Annotated in this window: 18 protein-coding genes; 9 read left to right on the top strand and 9 right to left on the bottom strand. The window is 69.4% G+C overall.

The window, feature by feature from the left end; genetic code table 11:
* Positions 1-23 precede the first annotated feature (23 nt).
* Positions 24-419 carry an NUDIX hydrolase gene (locus tag BLS95_RS16885; RefSeq protein WP_090932217.1) on the bottom strand — a complete coding sequence of 132 codons (396 nt, stop codon included), beginning with the start codon at positions 417-419 and terminating at the stop codon, positions 24-26.
* Between the two features lie 74 nt (positions 420-493).
* Between BLS95_RS16885 and BLS95_RS16880 the strand changes: the two genes are divergently transcribed.
* From BLS95_RS16880 to BLS95_RS16865, 4 genes are all read left to right on the top strand, one after another.
* Positions 494-1,120, top strand: coding sequence for a DUF6758 family protein (locus BLS95_RS16880; RefSeq protein WP_090932214.1), 627 nt, complete (start codon positions 494-496; stop codon positions 1,118-1,120).
* 51 nt (positions 1,121-1,171) lie between these two features.
* Positions 1,172-1,888, top strand: a complete 717-nt coding sequence (locus BLS95_RS16875; protein ID WP_176993230.1) for an MBL fold metallo-hydrolase — start codon at positions 1,172-1,174, stop codon at positions 1,886-1,888.
* An 86-nt stretch (positions 1,889-1,974) separates the two neighbouring features.
* A complete protein-coding gene (locus BLS95_RS16870) occupies positions 1,975-2,892 on the top strand; it encodes a RecB family exonuclease (protein ID WP_090932210.1) in 918 nt (305 codons plus the stop codon).
* A gap of 44 nt (positions 2,893-2,936) precedes the next feature.
* Complete coding sequence (locus tag BLS95_RS16865; RefSeq protein ID WP_090932208.1) at positions 2,937-4,133, top strand: MFS transporter; 1,197 nt, start codon at positions 2,937-2,939, stop codon at positions 4,131-4,133.
* Here BLS95_RS16865 and BLS95_RS16860 read toward each other — a convergent pair.
* From BLS95_RS16860 to BLS95_RS16850, 3 genes are all read right to left on the bottom strand, one after another.
* Positions 4,084-4,995, bottom strand: a complete 912-nt coding sequence (locus tag BLS95_RS16860) for an oxygenase MpaB family protein (RefSeq protein WP_090932739.1) — start codon at positions 4,993-4,995, stop codon at positions 4,084-4,086. The genes BLS95_RS16865 and BLS95_RS16860 overlap by 50 nt on opposite strands.
* A gap of 13 nt (positions 4,996-5,008) precedes the next feature.
* Positions 5,009-5,899, bottom strand: coding sequence for an alpha/beta fold hydrolase (locus BLS95_RS16855; protein ID WP_090932206.1), 891 nt, complete (start codon positions 5,897-5,899; stop codon positions 5,009-5,011).
* A 165-nt stretch (positions 5,900-6,064) separates the two neighbouring features.
* Positions 6,065-7,933 carry a DEAD/DEAH box helicase gene (locus BLS95_RS16850; RefSeq protein ID WP_218135813.1) on the bottom strand — a complete coding sequence of 623 codons (1,869 nt, stop codon included), beginning with the start codon at positions 7,931-7,933 and terminating at the stop codon, positions 6,065-6,067.
* Positions 7,934-8,284: 351 nt separating this feature from the next.
* Between BLS95_RS16850 and BLS95_RS16845 the strand changes: the two genes are divergently transcribed.
* Positions 8,285-8,929 (top strand): ferritin-like fold-containing protein, encoded by a 645-nt coding sequence (locus BLS95_RS16845; RefSeq protein WP_090932202.1) that lies wholly within the window; start codon positions 8,285-8,287, stop codon positions 8,927-8,929.
* A gap of 730 nt (positions 8,930-9,659) precedes the next feature.
* Here BLS95_RS16845 and BLS95_RS16840 read toward each other — a convergent pair.
* From BLS95_RS16840 to ligD (BLS95_RS16820), 5 genes are all read right to left on the bottom strand, one after another.
* Positions 9,660-9,893, bottom strand: coding sequence for a DUF3107 domain-containing protein (locus tag BLS95_RS16840; RefSeq protein ID WP_090932737.1), 234 nt, complete (start codon positions 9,891-9,893; stop codon positions 9,660-9,662).
* An 88-nt stretch (positions 9,894-9,981) separates the two neighbouring features.
* Positions 9,982-10,602, bottom strand: coding sequence for a TetR/AcrR family transcriptional regulator (locus BLS95_RS16835; protein WP_218135812.1), 621 nt, complete (start codon positions 10,600-10,602; stop codon positions 9,982-9,984).
* A 134-nt stretch (positions 10,603-10,736) separates the two neighbouring features.
* Positions 10,737-10,943 carry a hypothetical protein gene (locus BLS95_RS16830; RefSeq protein WP_090932736.1) on the bottom strand — a complete coding sequence of 69 codons (207 nt, stop codon included), beginning with the start codon at positions 10,941-10,943 and terminating at the stop codon, positions 10,737-10,739.
* A 43-nt stretch (positions 10,944-10,986) separates the two neighbouring features.
* Positions 10,987-11,859, bottom strand: a complete 873-nt coding sequence (gene ligD / locus BLS95_RS16825) for a non-homologous end-joining DNA ligase (RefSeq protein WP_090932198.1) — start codon at positions 11,857-11,859, stop codon at positions 10,987-10,989.
* On the bottom strand, positions 11,856-12,737 hold the full coding sequence (gene ligD, locus BLS95_RS16820; protein WP_218135811.1) for a non-homologous end-joining DNA ligase: 882 nt from the start codon (positions 12,735-12,737) through the stop codon (positions 11,856-11,858). Before ligD (BLS95_RS16820) ends, ligD (BLS95_RS16825) begins: the two co-directional genes overlap by 4 nt.
* Before the next feature lie 80 nt (positions 12,738-12,817).
* Here ligD (BLS95_RS16820) and ku point away from each other — a divergent pair, with 80 nt between their 5' ends.
* The 4 genes from ku to BLS95_RS16795 all read left to right on the top strand — a co-directional run bounded on the left by ku (position 12,818) and on the right by BLS95_RS16795 (position 20,908).
* A complete protein-coding gene (gene ku, locus BLS95_RS16815) occupies positions 12,818-13,696 on the top strand; it encodes a non-homologous end joining protein Ku (RefSeq protein WP_090932194.1) in 879 nt (292 codons plus the stop codon).
* 750 nt (positions 13,697-14,446) lie between these two features.
* Entirely contained in the window at positions 14,447-14,833 is a 387-nt protein-coding gene (locus tag BLS95_RS16805; RefSeq protein ID WP_143043743.1) for a hypothetical protein, read from the top strand.
* A 504-nt stretch (positions 14,834-15,337) separates the two neighbouring features.
* Positions 15,338-15,778 (top strand): hypothetical protein, encoded by a 441-nt coding sequence (locus tag BLS95_RS16800; protein WP_090932188.1) that lies wholly within the window; start codon positions 15,338-15,340, stop codon positions 15,776-15,778.
* Positions 15,779-16,303: 525 nt separating this feature from the next.
* The gene (locus BLS95_RS16795; protein WP_143043742.1) at positions 16,304-20,908 is read left to right on the top strand and encodes a hypothetical protein; all 4,605 of its coding nucleotides are present in this window, start codon (positions 16,304-16,306) and stop codon (positions 20,906-20,908) included.
* The last annotated feature ends 2 nt before the right edge of the window (positions 20,909-20,910 follow it).

Here is a 20,910-nt window from a genome sequence, read left to right as displayed (position 1 = left end):
CGCCGCCACACCCCCCGGGCCTGTCAGCTCGGTAGGACGCCCCAGCCGGTCAGGGACTCCAGCAGTCCCTCGGCCAGCGGCAGGCGTGCCAGCTCGTCCAGGCCGCACCACCGCACGTCGGCGGCGTCGTCCCCGGCCGTGGGCACCCCTCCGGAGACGCTGGCGAGGTAGTCGCGGATCACGTAGGTGACCCCGCCGGGCCCGGGGCGGTCCACCGTGCCGGCCAGCCGGCCGACCTCGACGTGCAGCCCGGTCTCCTCCAGGACCTCGCGCCGCACTCCCGCCGCGTCCGTCTCGCCGGGCTCCAGCCGGCCACCGGGGATCGACCACAGGCCCATGCCGGGCGGATGGCCCCGCTTGATGAGCAGCAGCCGATCAGAGGCGTCGAAGATGATCGCGCCGACACAATTTACGCGCACATGACCAAGATTACGACGGGATAACGAGAAGCGGTCTTGACGCGGCGGTCCCGGAAGAAGCACCGTGGGTAGCTGTGAGAGCGGCACCAACTTGCCCACGGTGTTTTGGCCCGCTTCACGGGCCGAGTGCGTGGTCGCCTGCGTATCGATGCGACATACACGGCGACGTCCTGCCCTATCAGCCTCCCCATCCGCCGACCAGCATGGCGCTGGAGGCGATGCGAAAATCGTCTCTGGTGCCCGTGTGGCTGCCCTGGCCGTTGCCGACCGGCTGGCTGGTGACCGGGTTCGCCGAGGTGGGCGAGCAGCGCACCGGGGGGAGGGCGAGCGTGGTGGCCCTGTCCGGGCCGTCGCCGATGGAGGGCCCGGCCGACCTGCTCATCATCGCGGAGGAGCCGGGCATCGGGCTCGGGGCGTCGTACGCGGGGCTGGCCGGTCCCGACCCCGGCGAGGGGTTCGACAACGGGCCGCCGAACGCCAAGATCGAGGTGCTGGGTCATCCCACCGCGTTGTGGTGCGTGGACGGCGTCGCCGACCGGGCGGTCTACGCCGGGGAGGCGCTCGGTAACTGGTTGTGGGCGATCGCCTGGCCGCCCGACGCGGGCTGGGTGATCGCGCTGTCGGAGCTGACGCTGCGCGACGCCCGTGACCACGACCTGGACGTGCCCTTCGGGGCCTTCTCGCCCCGGCTTGAGGATTAGGCCGTTGAACACGATTCGCGCTCTCATGGAGACGGGCTAGAGTTCGGAAACGTGACAGCGCGTATCGAGCGAGTGGTGACCGAGGGCGTCGTCGAGATCGACGGCACCGAGTACAAGGTCGAGAACAACACCTGGATCATCGGCGACGACGAGGAAGTGATCGTCATCGACGCGTCGCGGGCCGCCGACGAGATCCTCGAGAAGGTGGGCGAGCGGGAGGTGCTGGCCGTCATCTGCACGGCGGGCCTGCCCGACCACGTCGGCGCGGCCATCGAGGTGGCCAGCAGGGACGAGGCCGTGGTGGCCCTGCACCCCAAGGACAAGCCCCTGTGGCGGGAGACCTGGTCGGAGACCTGGCCCGACATCGACATGGAGGACGACGGCCGCTTCGAGGTGGCCGACGTGGCTCTCGACGTCATGGAGACCCCCGGCGTCACGCCCGGCGGCGTGTCGATCTACTGCGAGGACCTCCACGCCGTCTTCACCGGCAAGGCCCTGCAGGCCGACGGCCCGGGCAAGCTGGGCGGCGAATATCCCGCCCTGGCCGACCAGCTCACGGCGATCGGCGGGCGGCTGTTCACGCTGCCGGCCGAGACGCGGGTGCTGCCCGTCCACGGTGACGAGGTCACGATCGGCGACCTGGAGCCGCACTTCGACGACTGGGTGTCCGGCTCGCTGACGCGGGTCGACACCGAGGCGCCGGCCGAGGGCCCGCTGACCGACGGCACCAAGATCTCCGGGATCTCGCTCAACCCGGGCGACGACTAGATGGGGCCGTGCCGCCACCTGGAGGAGCGGAGCGGCAACGGGTGGCGGGGTCCGTGGGCCCGGTCCGCCTCACGGAGCGAGGCCGCATGAGCACGGTGCAGGGCCAGCTCCCGCTGGAAGGGATGCCGCGGCGGCTCTATTCGTGCACGCCGTCGCGGCTGAACGCGTGGCTCGACTGCCGCCGCCGCTACCGGTTCACCTACCTGGACCGGCCGCAGCCCTCCAAGGGGCCCGCCTGGGCGCACAACAGCGTCGGGGCGAGCGTGCACAACGCACTGGCGGGCTGGTGGCGGGAGCCGTACGAGCGGCGGACCCCGCTGACGGCCTCCATCCTGGTCACGAACGGATGGATCGCCGAGGGGTTCAAGGACGCCGAGCAGTCGGGGCGGTGGCTGGGCCGCGCCCGCGACCTCGTGTCCGGCTATGTCGCGGCGTTAGATCCGTCCGACGACCCGGTCGGCGTCGAGCGCACCGTGGCCACCCGTACGAAGGTCATCGCCCTGTCGGGCCGCATCGACCGGCTCGACCGGCGCGGGGACGAGCTGGTCGTGGTCGACTACAAGACCGGCCGCCGGCCGCTCACGCAGGACGACGCCCGCTCGTCGCTCGCGCTGGCCACCTACGCCATCGCCGCCTCCACCATGATGCGCACCCCGTGCCGTACGGTCGAGCTGCACCACCTGCCCACCGGCGAGATCGTCGAGTGGCGGCACAGCGACGAGTCGCTGGCCCGCCACCTGCGGCGCGCCGAGGAGATCGGGGCGGAGGCGGCGGCGGCGGACGAGCGCTACCGCGAGCTCGTGCCCGCGGGCGCGCGGACCCGCCCGGCCCCGGCGCCGGGCGAGCGGCCGTCGATCGGGCCCGCCGAGGTGCCGGCCGAGATCGACGAGCTGTTCGCGCCCAGTCCCGGGCCGATCTGCTCGTGGTGCGACTTCCGCCGCCACTGCGCTGAGGGGCAGGCGACGGCGCCGGAGCGCCGGCCCTGGGACGGCCTCGCTGAGTAAACCGCCGTTTACCAAGGTGTGACAGCGGTTATGGACCGGTTGTGATGCGTGTGGGGCGATTACCGGCGGCGGTGGCGCTGGGATCGCTGTTCAACCCGCTGAACTCGTCCATGATCGCTGTGGCGCTGGTGGACATCGAGGCCGAGTTCCGCGTCGGGCTCGCCGTCGTGACCTGGCTGGCGGCGGGCTTCTACCTGGTGGCCATCCTGGCGCCGCCGCTGATGGGCGTGCTGGCGGACAGGTTCGGGGCGCGGCGGGTGTTCTGTGCCGGGCTGGTGGCGATGGCGGTCACGGGAGTGCTGGCCGCGCTGGCGCCGTCGTACCCGGTGCTGCTGGCGGTGCGGTTGTTACAGGCGTTCGGGAGTTGCGCGACGATGCCCGCCGGGATGGCGATCCTGGCGCGGCCCGGCGCGGAGGCCCCGGTGGCGGACGGGGAGGGCCGGCCGCCCCCGCGGGTGATCGCGATGATCTCGATGGTGCTCGCCGCGAGCGCCGCCGTGGGGCCGGTGCTCAGCGGGTTCCTGGTCTCGCTGTGGGGATGGCGGGCGATCTTCCTGGTGAACGTGCCGCTGGCGGCGGTCGCGCTCGTCGTGGCGCTGCGGTGGCTGCCCGAGGTGCGCGGCGGCGGGCGGCGGCGAGCCCTGCTGCCCCGGCTGCGGCCCGGGCTGCTGGCCACCTGCGGGCAGTTCGCGCTCGCCAACGTGGTCTTCTACCTGGCCTTCTTCGCGGTGCCGCTGTGGGCACAGCGTTCGGCGGGCGTGCCCGCGCACCTCGCGGGGCTGCTCGTGCTGCCCATGGCCGCGCTGGGGATCGTCGCGACGCCGCTCGCGGTGGCCCTGGCCGCCCGCGCCGGGCTGCGCGCGGTGCTGGTGCTGGGCGCGGCGTTGCTGGTCTGCGGCTCCTGCGTGATGCTCGCGGTGGGCCCGCTCGGGCTGATGCTGACGGTCGCGTCGCTGCTGGGGGTGGCCTCGGCGTTCAGCCAGTTCGGGCTGAACTCGCTGGTCTTCGTGCACGCCGACGGGCGGGACACGGGGGTCGCGGTGGGGGTGTTCCAGGCGTCCAGGTACGTCGGCGCCGGGGCCGCCGCTTCCCTGGTCGGCGTGCTGTTCGCCGGGCCGGGGCTGGAGGGCGGTGGGTGGACCATGGCGGTCGTGTCGGCGGTCGTCCTGGTGGGCGGCGTGCTCCTGCCGGTCAGGCGGCCGGCTCCGGCGGCCGGCGGCGAGGATCGGTCAGGCCCCTGAGCCCCTTGCTCACGTCGTAGCCCGCAGCGGCCAGACGCTCCCTGGAGGCCCGCAGCATGTCCCTGGTGGCCGCGGAGAACGCGCGGTCGTGCACGGGCTCCGGCAGCGCGTTCATGCCCAGCCGGAAGGCTTTCAGCGCCGCGGTGACCGTCGCCCCGGGCACCTCGGGCAGCGCCCGGTACATGCGCCGTGCCCAGTCGGGCAGCGTGTAGTAGCAGAGCGCGCCGAACGGGAAGTAGGCGGGCTTGCCCGCCGACAGCAGCCGCAGCTCCCGCGGCAGCCTCGGCCACATCAGGAAGCGCACCGTCGCGGCGGCCTCCTCCGTCACCCGCAGGCCGGCCCGCACCTGCTTGAAGTAGGCGTCCATCTCCGCGCACGAGCCGGGCACGTCGTCGAGGTGCAGCCCGACGTAGGTGGCGCTCTTGCGCTGCTCGTGGAGGTAGCGGTCGGCCTCGCGCTCGGTCAGCCGGAGCCCGCCGCGCCTGGCCACCTCCAGGTACGACGACACCTCCGCGCAGTGCACCCACAGCAGCAGCTCGGGATCGTCGACCCGATGCGTCCTGCCGGTGCCGGGATCGCGGATGCGCAACGCCTTGTGGATGCCCCGCACCCGCCGGCCGATCTCGTCGGCCTCCCGCGGGCTGCCGAACGTCACCCGCCCCACGAAGTCGGCCGTCCTGCGCAGCCGCCCGAACGGGTCCTCCTGGAAGTCGGAGTTCTGCCAGACACCGAGCATGGCCAGCGGGTGCAGGGCCTGCAACATCAGGCCGCGTACGCCGCCCACCCACATGGAACGGTCGAGGTGCACCCGCCACGTCACGCTCCGCGGCGGCTGAACGACGAGATCCTCGATGCCCGGCATGGTGAACGGATGATCACACGGCATGGGACCTTGTGTCCAAGAAGTGCTTCTCGGCCGTGTTCCAGAACCTGACCAGCGCCGCCGCGGTCGTCTCCGGCGCCTCGACGGCGGGGGAGTGGGCCGCGCCCGGCACGACCACGGACTCGGCGCCCAGCCGGGCCGCCATCTCCGACTGCACCTCGGGCGGCCAGCCGTCGTCGTGCTCGCCGTAAAGGACGAGGGTGGGCACCTCTATCTGGCGCAGCTCCTCGGTGCGGTCGTGCATGGTCAGCACCTGCTCGGCCATGCACGCCAGGCCGACAGGGGAGTTGGTGAGCAGGCGCTTGTGCAGGAAGGCCAGGATGTCGTCGGACACGTCGGCGGCCAGCGCCTCGGGCTCCAGCCGGTGGTGCCACACGTGCTCCATGCCGAGCGTGGGGATCTCCTCCAGGATCTTCCTGCCGTTGAGCGCCCGCCGGCCCTCGATGGCCGCGGGACCCGACCCCATCAGCGTGAACGACGCGAACTTCGTCCGCCCGTCGATCACCGCCTCCCTGGCCACCAGGCCGCCGAACGAGTGGCCCACCAGGTGCACGGCGTCGCCGCCGCCGATGATCTGGGCGAGCAGGTCGACGTCCGCGCCGAGCGAGGGGCAGGTGTAGGCGGAGGGGTCGTCGGGGCCCGGCGTTTCGTACTGGCCGCGCTGGTCGATGGCCGTCACCCGGCGGCCCGACTGCGCCAGGGTCATCAGGACCGCGATGAAGTCTTCCTTGCTGCCTGTCAGGCCGGGGACGAGGAGCGCGGGCCAGCGCTCAATCACACCACTGACCGGAACCGCCTCCAGGGCCGCGAACGTGCCCTGTGGCGTTTCGATCTTCCGTGGTGCAACGCCAGGAGGCAGATCGAGGAATCGCGGCGTACTCACGTGAGGCAACAATACCCAGAGGTCAGCGCCTCGACACAGCCCTGCCGAGCACGCTGGGCGAGATCGGAGGAGTTGTGAGCTATGCGTGACCTCGGGAACCTGGTCATGCGGCTTGCCCTGCGTGGGGCGCGCACCCTGGCCCGGGTGCGCGCCTGCCGGCTGGGGTCAGCCCGCGCGGCGGCGGTTGCCGCCCCGGGACTGGCGCCGCTGCTGCTTGCGCTCGGTGGCGGCGGACGGCGCGATGTCGTCGTCATCCGTGGCCAGGTCGGGCGACTGGAAGATCACCGTGAACGGGCTCGCGGGGACGATCCGCTCGGGCTCCTTGCGCACCGGTGGCGGCGGTGCGGTGAGGAAGCTCGGCTGGTCGCCCTCGAAGGGCCCGGTGACGGGTGCCGTCTCGGCCCTCGCCAGGGGGTCCTTGACGGGCTCCACGGCGGGTCTGGTGGGCTCCATGGCGGGCCTGGCGGGCTCCGTCACGTCGTCCGCGGCGACCTCCGGCTTGGCGGCCGTCCTGCGGGTGCGCTTCGCCGGCTCGCCGGCGTCGTCCGCGGCGCCCCGGCGGGAGCGGGTGCTCCTGACCGGCGCCTCGGGCGCGTCGGCGAGCGCCTGCTCGATGGCCGTGGTGGCGGCGCCCCGGCGGGTCCGGGTGCGCCTGTCTCCGGCCGTGGCCTGAATCTCGTCCGTAGTGAAGATCGCGGGAGTCTCCTCCGGGTTGGTATCCACGAGCTCGGCCTCCGACGTCTCGGCGGGTGCGGTCTCGGCCAGCTCCTTCCCGCCTCTGGTGCGGCGGCGCTGGCGGGGCGTACGGGCAGGGCGCTCGTTGCGCTCGTCGCGTTCGTCACGGCGTCGGCCGCCACGCCCGCGCACCCTCCCCGTCTCTCCGAGGTCCTCGATGTGCTCCGCCGACAGCCCCGCCCGCGACCGGTTGGCGTGGGGCAGGACGCCCTTGGTGCCCTGAGGAATGTTCAGCTCGGTGTAGACGTGTGGTGAGGTGGAGTAGGTCTCCTCCGGCTCGGCGAACTCGAGCCCGAGCATCTGGTTGATCATCTTCCACCGGGTCAGCTCCTCCCACTCCACGAACGTGACCGCGATGCCCGTGCGCCCGGCCCGGCCGGTGCGGCCGATGCGGTGCACGTAGGTCTTGTCGTCGGTGGGGCAGTCGTAGTTGACCACGTGGGTGACGTCGTCGATGTCGATGCCGCGGGCCGCCACGTCGGTGGCCACCAGCACGTCGATCTTGCCGTTGCGGAACGCGCGCAGGGCCTGCTCGCGCTGGCCCTGGCCGAGGTCGCCATGGACGGCCGCGACCGCGAACCCGCGGGTGTCGAGCTGCTCGGAGACCATGTCGCAGGCCCGCTTGGTCTCGCAGAAGACCATGGTGAGCCCGCGGCCCTCGGCCTGCAGCAGCCGCCCGAGGATCTCGATCTTGTCCATCCGGTGGGCCCGCCACACGAGCTGGCGCACCTGCGGGGTGGTCTCGCCCTCGTCGCTCGCGAGCTCGGCGCGTACGTGGGTGGGACGGTTGAGGTATTTGCGCGAGAGCGTGACGATCTCGCCCGGCATCGTGGCCGAGAACAACATCGTCTGCCGCTGCGCGGGGATCAACTTGAAGATCCGCTCGATGTCGGGCAGGAAACCCAGGTCGAGCATGCGGTCAGCCTCGTCGAGCACGAGGGTGGTGACCTGACTCAGGTCGAGGTGCTTCTGCTTGACCAGGTCGAGCAGGCGACCGGGGGTGCCGACGATGACGTCGACCCCGGCCTTGAGCGCCTCGATCTGTGGCTCGTAGGCCCGTCCGCCGTAGACGGTCAGCACTCGGGATCCGAGTTTGCCCGCCGCGGTGACGAGGTCCTCGCTGACCTGTACGGCCAGCTCGCGGGTCGGCACGACGACCAGCCCGCGGGGCTTCTTGCGGTTTTTGCGCGGCTTGCCGATGCTCTGCAGCATGGCGATGCCGAACGCGTAGGTCTTGCCCGTGCCCGTGCGTGCCTGACCGATCAGGTCCTGGCCACTCAGGGCGAGCGGGAGTGCCATCTCTTGGATGGGGAACGGTGTGACGATGCCCTCGGTCTCGAGGGCATCGGCGATCTCAGGTGTGACTCCGAGGTCTCGGAAAGTCGTCAGCGTGGCCTGCCTCAATCTCCAATGAAGGCGGGCCTGCCGGGACCGACGGGCGGAAAACAGCCCCCGTTGCGTGGGTCCTCGCGGTAGAGCCAGCCCTCTCGCGTCATCAGCGACCGCGCACCCGGGGAGCGGGGGGTAACCAGGGGAATCCCCCGAATTAACACACTGCGGTCGCACTTTCACAGAGCAGTGTACTCGATACCACAACGCTGGCCGAGCTTGCGTATGTTCCCGAAGATTCTCCGAAGTACGCTGCCTTCCATGAAGGAGTCTCCAGGAGTCGTCGATCTCCTTGGTGTGCTGGCCTACGCGGAGCTCAGTGCCTACGCCCGGATGACCGAGGACGCCGCCACACTGGCACCCTCGCTGGCGGACCGGGCGGCGCTGAGCGAGCTGGCCGTGACCGAATACGCCCACTTCCGCCTGTTGCGCGACCGGCTGACCGAGCTGGGCGCCGACCCCGACGCCGCGATGTCCCCCTTCGTCGCGGCGCTGGAGGCGTGGCACGCCCAGACCAGGCCGGGGGACTGGCTGCAGGCGCTGGTCAAGACATATGTAGGGGACGGCATCGCGCTCGACTTCTACCGCGAGGCGGCCCGGCTGCTCGATCCGTCGATCGCGGATCTGGTGGACGAGGTGCTGGTGGACGAGGGGCGTTCGCGCTTCGCGGTCGAGCGGGTCAGGGCGGCGATCCAGGAGGATCCCGCGGCTTCCGGGCGGCTGGCGCTGTGGGCGCGGCGGCTCGTCGGCGAGGCGCTCAGCCAGGCGCAGCAGGTGGCCTCGGCGCGGCCGGAGCTGGCACTGCTGGTGGTGGAGTCGGCGGGGGAGGGTGCTACCGACATTTCCCGGCTTTTCGCGAGGTTGACGGAAGCGCACGGAAAGCGCATGGCCGCCATGGGCCTCTGACAGGGCGCCGGGCATTCCGAAGTGACCGGGCCCGCCGTCCGGCGGCAGCGGCAGGGGCTCCAAGAGGGCGGGTCCGGTCATCGAGAGGCGCTGGGGCACGAAACGGCTGTACGGTGCCAGGCATGAGGGCCTCGCGCCGCTACAGCAGTTCCTTGACAAGATGTGGGCCGAATCGCTGGACTTCCCGCGCCGTACTGCGGAGGGAGAGCGCGGGCTGCCCGGCCACGGAGTCGAGGCGGGATCACGTCCCACGGCGCCGTCGGCCGCCGGGCTGCCGCCTCGGCAGCCCACACCCGCGAGGCTGACCCCGCCGCCCGCCGCCCGCCGCCCGCCGCCCGCCGCCCGCCGTTCCGCCGGAGCACGGTGCTGGGGCAGGACCCGGCGGAGGTCACCCGCACTCACGGGGACGGGTGACGAGGCGGGCTGAGGTCTGGCGCTCGACAGCCCGGTGGCCGTCTGCGCGCTGGCGCACCCGCAGCCCTGGTGCGTCCGCGTGGACTGCGCTCGCGGGGGTGCGTGGGCCGTCTACGCGGTCGCGAGGGATTCCTGTGCCTGAGTGTGCGGTCGCGGGGTGTGTTGGAGTCGGGGTGCGCGGCCACGGGGTGTGTCGAGTTGGGGTGGGCGGTCGCCGGATGTGTGGTGTCGGGGTGGGCGGTCGCGGGGGTGTGTGTAGCCGGGGTCGGTGGTCGCATAGGGGTACGGCGCCGGGCCGTACCCCCGGTTTGGGCGCCTAGAGCGTGCCGCCGAAACCTACCGGCCGGGACTCGTCCTCACCGATCTCGACGAATCCGAGGGAGGCCGTGGGCACCACCACCCGGCGGCCCTTCACGTCGGTGATGGCGAACACGCCGCCCCGGTCGGCCGACAGGGCGTTTCTGATCGCCTCCTCGACCTGCTCCGCCGAGAGGTCGGTCTCAACAATGAGTTCGCGGTGCACGGACCGTATGCCGATCTTGATTTCCATGGTGGCTCCCTTGTCGACGGGCGGGCTCACTCCCATCGTGGCCGCTGGTACCCGGGAAAAGACAAAATGATCGCGCCCAGCGAACGGGTTATGCCGTACGCGGAAAACCGCTGATGCCGCGCCAGGCGAGCCGGGCGATGAGTTGCTCGGCCGCGTCCTTGGGGATCGAGCCGTGCGTGGTGACCCAGTAGCGAGCGCTCACCTCGGCCATGCCGACCAGGCCCACACCGAGCAGGTGGGCCTCGTCGCTGGTGCACCCGGTGTCCTCCTGGATGACCGCGCTGACCATCTCCGCGCACTCGCGCAGGGAGCGCTCCACCCGCTGCCGCACCGGCGCGACGTTGCGCAGGTCGGACTCGAAGACCAGCCGGAACGCCTCGCCCTGCGTGGAGACGAAGTCGAAGAACGCGCTGAAGGTGGCCTGGACGCGGAGTTTGTTCTCGTGGGTGGAGGCCAGCGCCTCCCGGCAGCGGTTGACCACGTCGTCGACGTGCAGGTCGAGCAGCGCCAGATAGAGCTCCAGCTTGCCGGGGAAGTGCTGGTAGAGCACGGGCTTGCTGACGCCGGCCCGGTCGGCGATCTCGTCCATGGCGGCCGCGTGATAGCCGTTCTCGACGAACACCTCCTGCGCGGCGCTGAGTAGCTGCCGGCGGCGGGCTAGGCGGGGCAGCCGGGTGCCCCGGGGCTTGGCGTCCGGGGTTGCGGTCACGCGGGTCTCCATAGGTCTCTCTGCGGGCTGTTCGGACATCCTACGTGCGGGTAGGCGACACCTCAGCGACACTCATCACGATTGAGCCGCACGATCGAGCCGTCACCGCGCAGGTCACCGCCATCACCTCGCCCTCAGCGGTAGTCCTCGTCGTCGAGATCGACCACGCGGTCCTGCTCGGCGGCGTCCGCCGGATCAACGTCGAGCGGCACCTCCCGGCGCAGCCTGCTGGAATTGAGGCGTATCTCCCGCTGCTGCTCGGCGGCGTCGGCCTCGGGTGTCTCGATCGACAACTCCTGGTCTTCCTCGTCATAGGAGCTGTCGTCCCCGCGAATGTCCATCTCCGACATCTTCGGTCCCCCTCTTGGTGTGGACGGAACCAGACTACGCCCGGCCGAAAAGGTCACCGTGTTTCTCGACCCTGGCGAGTACGTCGTGCGCCTCGAACACCAGATCCTCGGCGCGCTCGCACGCTTCGACCTCTTCCCACATCAACGGCGTCGATACCGTCGGCCGCTCCCTGGCTCGCAGCGAGTAGGGAGCCACGGTGGTCTTGGCGGGGTTGTTCTGGCTCCAGTCGATGAACACCTTGCCCGGCCTGGCCTTCTTCGACATCACGCTGACGACCTCCGCCGGCTGCTCCTTCGCCAGGAGCTGGGCCAGCCGCTTGGCGTATACGGAGGGCTCCTCACGGCAGTCCCAGTCCGCGTACAGCTGCATGCCCTTGTTCCCGCTGGTCTTCGGCCTGGCGGTGAGGCCCTCGGCGGCGAGCAGCTCGCGCAGCACGAGCGCCACCCGGCAGCACTCCACGATGGTCGCGGGCGGTCCGGGGTCGAGGTCGAACACGAGCGTGTCGGGCGGCAGCGCCGCGCCGTCGTCGTCGACGCGCCACTGGGGGACGTGAAGTTCGAGGGCGGCGAGGTTGGCGTAGTAGACGAGGGAGGGCAGGTCGTCGAGGATCGCGAAGTCGATGCTCTCGCGGTTCTTCGTACTGCCGGGGACGGGCAGCCTGGCCCGCCTGACCCAGCCGGGGGTGTGCTCGGGGGCGTTCTTCTCGAAGAAGAACTGGGAGCCGACGCCGTTCGGGTAACGCTTGACGGTCAGGGGCCTGCCCCGCAGGTGCGGCAGCAGGACGGGCGCGATGCGGCTGTAGTAGTCGATGATCTCGGCCTTCGTGAATCCGAAGTCCGGATAGAGCACCTTGTCCAGGTTGCTCAGCGTCAGCTCGCGCCCGTCGACCTTGACCGGCACCTTCATCGCGTCACCTCCAAGGGGTTCTGGTCCGGGCGCAGACCTCGCCACACAGGGTGCCGCAGCCGCTGCTCATCGGTCCACATCGTGTACGCCACCTCCCCGACCAGGTCGGGCCTGACCCAGCGGTTCCGCCACGGGACCTGGTTGTGGAAGGGGCTGCTCGGGATCTCCAGCGGGCGCAGCCGCCGGTAGAGGTCGTCCAGTACGGCGTCGGTGAACCCGGTGCCGACGTGTCCGACGTAGGTCAGCCCCTCATCCGTGTGAACCCCCATGACGAGCGACCCGACCCCGCCCGCCCGGCGGCCCTTGCCGGGTTTCCAGCCGCCGATCACGACCTCCCTGGTGGTGAGGTTCTTCACCTTGATCCACCACGGGGAGCGGGTGCCGGGCCGGTACGGGGAGTCGAGGTGCTTGGCGACGACCCCCTCCAGCCCCTGCTCGTGTGTGGCCGCGAGGAGGTCGGAGTCGCCGGGAAAGTACGGGGGCGCACCGACGTCGAGCTCGTCGAGCAGGGCGCGGCGGTTCCTGTAGGGCAGTTCGAACAGCGGCGTACCGTCGAGATAGAGCAGGTCGAAGGGCATGTACGTGACAGGGAATAGCTCCAGGAGCACCGGCTCGGGGTCGGTCAGGTGCATGCGCCGCTGCAGCCGCTCGAAGCTGGGCCTGCCGCGCGCGTCCAAGGCCACGACCTCGCCGTCGATGATGGCGTTCTTCACCCCGAAGCCCGAAATTTCCGGATAACGACGTGTATATTCCACTCCATGTCGCCCTGTCATCTTTAGGCCACCGTCAAGATGGACGATGGCACGGATGCCGTCCCACTTGACCTCCAGGCCGTACCGTTCGCGATCGGAGGGTAGTTCCCCAGGTACAGCCAGCATTGGTTCGATCGGGTATGGCATTGGTTGCCCCATGACGGGTATGTGCCCATTGGTGGGCCATTGAGAGCTGAGGAGTGCCGATGCGCAGCATCTGGAAAGGTGCGATCTCCTTTGGGCTGGTCACGATCCCGGTCAAGCTCTACTCCGCGACCGAGCAGAAGGACGTGACGTTCCACCAGGTCCACCGCGAGGACGGCGGCCGGATCCGCTACAAGCGCGTGTGCACCCAGGACGGGGAGGAGGTCCCCTACTCCGACATCGCCAAGGGATACGAGCTGGCGACGGGCGAGATGGTGGTGCTCACCGACGAGGACTTCGAGGACCTGCCGCTGAGCACGTCACGCAGGATCGACGTGCTGCAGTTCACCCCGGCCGAGCAGATCGACCCCATTTACTTCGCCAAGTCGTACTACCTGGAGCCGGACGCGCAGGGGGCGAAGCCGTACGTGCTGCTGCGCGACGCGCTGGAGAGCTCCGGCCAGGTGGCGGTGGTCAAGGTGGCGCTGCGGCAGCGGGAGTCCCTGGCCACGCTGCGGGTGCGCGACGGCGTCTTCGTCCTGGAGACCATGCTCTGGCCGGACGAGATCCGCGCGCCGGACTTCGCCTTCCTGGAGGAGGACATCGAGGTACGCGCCCAGGAGCTGTCGATGGCCGAGTCCCTGATCTCGACGATGGAGTCGGACTTCGACCCGAGCGAATACCACGACACCTACCGCGAGGCTCTGCAACAGGTGATCGAGGCGAAGGTGGCGGGCAAGGAGGTCATCGCGGCTCCTGAGGAGGAGGAGGCCAGGCCGGCGGTGGACCTGATGGCGGCGCTGAGGGCGAGCGTGGAGGCGGCCAAGCGCGAACGGGAAGGCGAGCCGGCCAAACCGAAGAAGGCCGCGAGCAAGGCCAAGCAGGCGAAGGAAGGCGAGGAAAAGGCCCCGCCGAAGCGCAAGACCCGCAAGTCCGCCTGAGAGCGGCGGGCCCCGCAAGGCGGCCTGAGAGCGCAGCCCGCGCAAGCCCCCTGAGGGCGGCAGCCCCGCATGGCTGCCTGTGCGCAGGCCGCGCAACGCCGCCTGAGAATGCAGCCCGCAAGGCTACTTGAGCGCACGGCTCGCGCAAGTCCGCCTGAGGACGGCAGCCCCCGCATGGTCGCCTGCGCGCAGCCCGCGCAAGGCCGTCTGAGCGCACAGCCCGCGCCAGTCCCGCCTGAGCGCTCGCCGGGCGGTCTGTCCGTCTGTGCCCGCACTCCTGATGGCGCCTTTGACGCAGATCGCCAAGGCGCTGGGTGCCGAGGTGGCCGGTGTGTGCGGCACCGGCGACGTGGGGTCGTCCGGTCGATCGGGGCGGCCCACATCTGTCGAGCACGCCAAGGGGGAGTTCCCCCGGGGCGCGCACGCCTACGATCTCATCCTCGACAAGGTGGCCGAACCGCTCAGTCGCGGGGTTCGGGCGCGTATGTGCTCAACAGCGGGTGGGGAGCCCTCGCTGTTGTTGCTCGCCAAATTGGACATATCCGGATAATCCATACTATTTCCAGCGATAAATGGTTAATGCGAGCAATAAGATTCTTAATGTATCGTAAAATGGATGCATATCTGTTTGCTGGGGCGTACTGCGGCAATGACATTCACTGGATGGCCCCGCATGGCCGTCCGGGACTTGTTCCGGGTTAACCCGGAATCGTCGAGAACGGGGCAATCGATCCTTTAGGGGGAAACGCTATGCCCAAGCTCAAGAGTGTTATCGCAGGACTCGCTATCGGTACGGCGATGACCGGCGGGGTGGTCAGCCTGGGCGCCGCGACGACCGCGGCCGGCGCCGCCACCCAGGTCAGCACCGGCACGTCCGTCCTCACCGGGGGCGGCGGCTGTGGCTGGCGCGGCTGTGGCTGGGGCGGCGGCTGGCGCCGTGGCGACCACCACCGCAACCACGTCCGGGTCAACGTCCACAACCGCAACTTCAACCGTAACGACCACTGGGACGACCACCGCCGTCACGAGCGTCGCCTCCACCGGGAGAACGACCGGTTCGAGTTCAAGCCCGAGGAGAAGCACGAGCACCACGATCACCACTGGCCGATGGGCCTCTCGGCCCAAGCACCCGCGTGACGGACCGGCCATAGCCGTGTGCTGACGGCACGGGGATGACTGCCCGTATTCCGCGGGCGGCCGTCTCTCGCCGGGAGGCGGAGTCCGGTCGCTGAATCCCGGGCTTTCGGGAGCGGTCCGCGTTTTCCACGCGGCTCGGCCCTGGGATTCATGTCCCCGCGCCTCACGGCAATTCCGGTGAAGGCCCCGCTGGCATATGCCAGGGGGGCCTTCGCTGTGCGCCGGTCCAGGTCCGGGTGTCGTTGTTGTGTGTCGTTTGCCGTTTTGCTGTCCAGTCCTTGAGCAGCCGGGGGAGGATATCGGTTTTCTGCGCAAGAAGCCATGAGGATGTCTATTGTCGAGCAAACTTAGTAAATTCCGGTTTGTTGGTCATTTCGCTCGGAAATATGCTCGATACGGATGACTCGCTAGTGGTCATCCGAACCGTTTCCCGGTAGTCCGGTTTTGCTGGTTATCGAGGAGGCGTCGAGCACCGGGCCATCGATTCTTTAGGGAGAAAATACAATGCCCAACCTCAAGAGCGTTATCGCAGGCCTCGCCATCAGTACGGCGGTGACCGGCGGCGTGGTCGGCCTGGGTGCCGCCGCGACCACGACCAGCGCCGGCGCTGCGGCCCAGGTCAGCACCGGCACGTCCGTCCTCACCGGTGGTGGCTGCCAGGGCTGGCGCCGCTGTGGCTGGGGCTGGCGCCGTGGCCACCACAACCGCCAGCGTCTCATCATCAACATCCACAACCGCAACTTCAACCGGAACGACCGCTTCGACAACGAGCGTCGCCACGAGCGTCGGCTCGACAGGGACAACGAGAGGTTCGAGTTCAAGCCCGAGTTCGTGGAAGAGGAGAAGGAGAAGAAGAAGGAGTGGCCGACGCTCATGGTGCCCGAGACGCCTGAGCCCGAGGTGGCCGAGGTGCCCGAGCAGCCCGAGCAGCCGATCTGGTGGTGACATGAGCCGTGCGCTGACGGCACGGAAATGAAGGCTGTTGCCCGGGCGGCCGCCTTTCGCCGGTGAGTATGTTAGGCCGGTGAATGTCGGGCCTTTCCAGGGCGGTCCGCGCGCTTCGCGTGGTTCGGCCAGAAGTCATTTCCACACGTTTTCACGGCGATTCCGGTGAGGGCCCCGCTGGCACAGGTAGCGGGGCCCTCGCTGTGTCATTTTCAGGCCGGTGTCCGGATGTTCTCTCCCACCTGGCCGGCTCTTGTCCCCCGCTCTCCCGATTCCTGAACTTCTCCGGCCGGCGAATCCTCCGCTCCGGCGACTATCACAGAAAGCCCGCCGGTCCTTCAGACGACGATCTTCGGCGGGTCGCTCGCGGATTTCCAGGCTCGTCCCCATAACCTGCGCATGGGCAGCCGTGTGGTCGGGAATCTCGGGGGCGATCGCGCGGTGCAGGCGGTCATCCCCTCTGGCCGAAAATTTTGTGTCGCCTCCCGAGAACGACCATTTGATGGTCATTCGGTAGGAGGATGGTTGTCCGCGCCGTACGCCGATTTCATACCGCTATTGGTGCTGGCCGCCGTAGTGGCGGCCTATCTCACCGGCCGCTCCCGCGGCCGGTCCTGGCCTCTCAAATTGCTGCTGGTCACCGGTGCGGGGCTGTGGATGGCTCTGGCCGGAGGGTCGATGTGGCTGATGAGCCACGCGATCGCCGAGCGGCTGCCCAATGCGGCGGTACCCACGAGACATCCGTGCGTCGGGCAGAAGCCCAGGACGTTCGACGTCTCCCTGATCAACGTGCCGCTGTTCGTCAACCGCTTCGGTGACGTGGTGCCCGAAGGGCGCATGTACGTCCTCGACAAGAACATCGCGGCGGTACGCGCCACCTACACGCAGGCCGCGGACCCGCGCAGGGCGGCGCAGCGGGACCTCATCGAGCCGCTGACGCTGCGCGCCAACCAGGGCGACTGCGTCGTGGTGCACTTCACCAACCGGCTCAACGAGCCCGCGCCGCCGCTGAACAAGCGGATACGCAACGCCGCGATCTTCCCGCTGCCGGGCGAGAAACTGCGGCCGGCCGGCACGGTGACCAGCAAGCCGCGGGAGTTCGCCCCCGCCCGCACCGTCCCGGAGATCGACTTCGACCCCAGGCTCGCCCCGAACGCTTCCATGCACTTCGACGGGCTCGACTACGACGTCAAGCGCTCGGACGGCACCGTGGCCGGCAACAACCCGGACTCCACCGCCCCGCCCGGCAAGACCGTCACCTACAGCCTGCACGCCAACACCCAGGGTGAGTTCCAGTTCAAGGACGGGGCGGACTTCACCTCCCAGCAGACCCGGCCGGTGGATCGCAACGGCAACGTGCGTTTCATCGGTTCACACGCGTTCGGCGCGTTCGGTGCGTTCGTCATCGAGGAGCCGGGGGCGATCTGGGTGGACTCCCGCACCGGCCAGCCGCTGGAGTCCGGGACGCGGGCCGTCATCAAGCGGCCGGAGGGCGTGGACTTCCGTGAGCACGTGCTGTTCATGCACGACGAGGTGGAGGCCGAGCCGGGCATTCTCACCCGGCTCTGCCGCGCCGAGGACAACGCGGCGCCGGCCGGCTCGGAATGCGTGCGGCCCACCAGGGCCCAGCTCAGGCTGCTGACCAAGGGCACGCTGCCCGGTCTCGGCGGTGGCGACGCCGACGCCCTGGTACAGGGGAAGATCCCGATCAAGCTGGAGTGGTTCGCCTTCAACTACCGCTCCGAGCCCGGGTTCAACCGCGAGGAGGTGGGGTGCCCGGCAGCCAGGCGCGCCGCCCAGGGGTTCGACGCGGAGCGCTGCATCGGTGAGGAGACGTCACTTTCCTCATGGGCGTTCGGCGACCCGGGCGGCGGAGACCTGGTGATCGCGAACTACCGCAGCGAGCCGACCCAGGTACGCCTGCTGCACCCCGCGGAGTTCGAGACCCACACCTTCCACTGGCACGTCAACCGTTGGATGTTCGACCCGGCCGACGAGGGCGGCATCGACGCGATCAGCCGGCCCACCCACCGGACGACGACGACCAACATCCTCGACGTGCAGGCGGTCTCGCCGGGGAGCCACTATCCCCTGGTGATCCAGGGTGGCGCGGGGTCGTCACGTGAGGACAAGCCGGCGACCTTCGGCGACGTCATCTTCCACTGCCACCTCTATCCGCACTTCGCCAACGGCATGTGGGGCCTCAACCGCACGCTGGACACGCTGTCGAACGGCACGCGGAAGAACCCTGACGGCACGCCCGTGCCGCCACTGATCCCGCTGCCGGACCACGACTACCAGCCGGGTGTCCCCGGCGTGCAGCCGCCGCCGGCGCCGACGCCGACCAGGCCCGGCTTCCCGGGGTTCGTCCCGGGGGTGTTCGGCTTCAAGGCGCCGAAGCCGCCGCTCGGGCTCGCCGAGCGGTCGCCGGGCGGAGTCTTCCCGCCGACGCCCCTGGAGCGGGCGGCGGCCGATCCGGGCGGGCAAGTGCCGGGAGCCTTCTTCCAGGACCCGTGTCCCGCCGACCGGCCCGTCAAGATCTTCCGGGTCGCGGCCATTCAGATCCGGCAGCAGTACAACCCCGAGTTGAAATGGACCAATCCGCAGGCACGGGTCTACGTGCTCCAGTCCGACAAACAGGCGGTCCTGAACGGGAAGAAACCGGAACCCTTCGCGCCCATCCTCAACGTCGGCGACTGCGTGGTCTACAAGTTCACCAACGAGTTGCCCCGGGTGTTCGGCGGCACGGTCTTCGACCGCCTGCAGGTGACCAATGAGGCCGGCATCCACCAGCACATGGTGCACTTCGACGTGCTCTCGTCCGACGGCGCCGCCAACGGCTGGAACTACGACCAGGGCGCCGGGCCAGGGCAGACGATCACCTACCGCGATTTCGTGCACGAGAACACGACGACGAACTCGTTCCACGACCACTTCTTCCCGAACGTCCACCAGAAGAACGGGCTCTTCGGCGGCTCGACCATCCACCCGGCCGGGTGCGTGCCGGTACTGCCGCACGCCAGGGGCCGGGCGCTCATCGGGACCGTCTTCGACGTGCACTGCAAGCCGACGGTCGACTACAACAACCAGCGCACGGACGGCGTCGACTATCGCAACTTCTCACTCTTCATCGAGGATCACGTTCCGCTGTTCCAGCCGAACGATCCCAGGAGGCGGGACGACGACAAGTTCGAGACCCCGTTCGGGGTGCCGATCTTCCCGGCCAAGTTCCCGTCCAGCGACGACGACCAGGGCGGCATGGGGATCAACTACCGGTTGGAACCGTTCGAGGCCCGCAGGGACAAGGATCCGTCGGTCATGTTCGACTCGGCGGTCCACGGGGATCCGTTCACGCCGCTGCTCAGGGCGTACAAGGGTGATCCGGTGAAGTTCCGGCTCTTCCAGCTTTCTCAGGAGGAGTCACACGGATTCAATCTCGACCAGTTCCGGTGGCGGTTCGAGCCCCGAGATCCCGAGTCGAACGTCGTCGGAGCACAGCACATCGGCATGCTCGAATACTTCGACGTGGTTCCGCCGCCGGACGAGCCGCCGCCACCGCCGACACCGGATCTGGAGATAACCGACTACCAGTACAACTACGCCGGCGCGGATGACTGGTTCCTCGGGGACTGGGGACTGCTGCGCCTCTTCTCGTGCTCCAACCCGCGCTCCGGGAGGGCGCCGATCGCCGAACTGCCGGACTTCCCGCGGCGCAACTGCACGGGAGAGCACGACGGGCGCGGGCGAGGGCTGACCGACCTGGCGGCGGCCCGGCAGGTCCCACACTGCCGTACCGGTGAGGACCGGACGTTCGACATCGTCGCCATGAACAAGGACATCACGTACAACAAGTCCGGCGATCATGATCCGCAGGGCCTGATGTACGCGCTGGCGGCCGACGAGCGAGCGCTGCGCGAAGGCAAGAAGCAGCCCGAACCGCTGGTGATCCGGGCGAACGCGGGTGACTGCGTGACCGTCAACTTCACCAACAAGCTCGATCCGCGCAAGATGAAACCGCACTGCCACGAGGCACTGGAACCGGGGCAACTCGGCTTCAAGGAGAACGAGCTGCGCTTCCCGCGGTGCCTCCAGGTGCCGCCCAGGAACGAGGAGAACGTCCCGGGCTTCAGGCCCTTCCCGGTGAGCGCGAAGGCGTCGATCAGCCCGCAACTCGTCCAGGCGTTGCCGCCCAAGCCGGTGGCCCCCGGGCGCAGCATCCAGTACCACTGGGTGGTGCCCAGGGACGTGATCGGGATGGCGCTGCTGCGGGATCACGCCGACGTACAGAACCATCTGCACCACGGCCTGTACGGGGCGCTGATCATCGAGGAGCCCGGCTCCGAGTACCTGAACCCGGTGACCGGCGAGCCGCTGAGCAGCGGCACCAGCGCGGTGATCACTCACCCCACGGAGCCGGACTTCCGGGAGAACATCGTCCTGATGAACAGCGACCTGGCGCTGTTCCGCAAGGACGGCAAGCCCGTGCCGGACAACTTCGACCTGGTGCTCCAACCCAGCAGGGAGGCCGACGACCCGGAGGACCAGGGAGAGTTCTCCATCAACTACCGCAACGAACCCTGGTCCCACCGGTTCGCCGTGAACCAGGACATCACCAAGATCTTCAGCTCCGCCGTGCACGGTGACCCGGCGACGCCGCTGTTCCAGGCGTACGCCGGTGACAGGACGGTCTTCCGGGTCGGGCAGGCCGTGGGCGACCCGCGCTCCACGAGCTTCGCCCTGCACGGCCACACCTGGCGCCGGGCGCCCACCGATCCGGAGTCCCAGATCGCGGCCACCCAGGGGCAGTTCAACCCGGGCAGTGTTTACAACATCGTTCCGGGCGTGGTCTGGGACCTCGTCGCCGACCCGACGAGCACCGGTGGGGCCGGCGGTTACCGGCACGTGCCGGGCGACTACCTGTACCGCTCCAGCACGCTGCCCCGTCATCTCAACGGGGGACAGTGGGGGCTGTTCCGGGTGCACGCCGCGCTCCGGCCGGACCTGATGCCGCTGCCTGACGGATCGATGGAGGGTCCGGAGCACGAGCCTGCCCGCTGGGAACACCCGTACCTGTGGTTCGGCGCGGCGGGTCAGGGAAACCGGGTCAGCCACGGACGGAGGTCGGGATGAGC

This window comes from Nonomuraea jiangxiensis (assembly GCF_900099965.1).
Classification (GTDB): Bacteria; Actinomycetota; Actinomycetes; order Streptosporangiales; family Streptosporangiaceae; genus Nonomuraea; species Nonomuraea jiangxiensis.
The sequence above is the reverse complement of the archived record's forward strand: the minus strand, read 5'-3'. Positions and strand labels throughout refer to the sequence as shown.

Coding starts and splice junctions, on each gene's coding strand:
- BLS95_RS16845 (WP_090932202.1), top strand. CDS start 8,285: ATGAAGGAGTCTCCAGGAGTCGTCGATCTCCTTGGTGTGCTGGCCTAC.
- BLS95_RS16860 (WP_090932739.1), bottom strand. CDS start 4,995: ATGCCGGGCATCGAGGATCTCGTCGTTCAGCCGCCGCGGAGCGTGACG.
- ligD (WP_090932198.1), bottom strand. CDS start 11,859: ATGAAGGTGCCGGTCAAGGTCGACGGGCGCGAGCTGACGCTGAGCAAC.
- BLS95_RS16865 (WP_090932208.1), top strand. CDS start 2,937: ATGCGTGTGGGGCGATTACCGGCGGCGGTGGCGCTGGGATCGCTGTTC.
- BLS95_RS16805 (WP_143043743.1), top strand. CDS start 14,447: ATGCCCAAGCTCAAGAGTGTTATCGCAGGACTCGCTATCGGTACGGCG.
- ligD (WP_218135811.1), bottom strand. CDS start 12,737: ATGCTGGCTGTACCTGGGGAACTACCCTCCGATCGCGAACGGTACGGC.
- BLS95_RS16800 (WP_090932188.1), top strand. CDS start 15,338: ATGCCCAACCTCAAGAGCGTTATCGCAGGCCTCGCCATCAGTACGGCG.
- BLS95_RS16830 (WP_090932736.1), bottom strand. CDS start 10,943: ATGGACATTCGCGGGGACGACAGCTCCTATGACGAGGAAGACCAGGAG.
- BLS95_RS16850 (WP_218135813.1), bottom strand. CDS start 7,933: ATGGCACTCCCGCTCGCCCTGAGTGGCCAGGACCTGATCGGTCAGGCA.
- ku (WP_090932194.1), top strand. CDS start 12,818: ATGCGCAGCATCTGGAAAGGTGCGATCTCCTTTGGGCTGGTCACGATC.
- BLS95_RS16870 (WP_090932210.1), top strand. CDS start 1,975: ATGAGCACGGTGCAGGGCCAGCTCCCGCTGGAAGGGATGCCGCGGCGG.
- BLS95_RS16840 (WP_090932737.1), bottom strand. CDS start 9,893: ATGGAAATCAAGATCGGCATACGGTCCGTGCACCGCGAACTCATTGTT.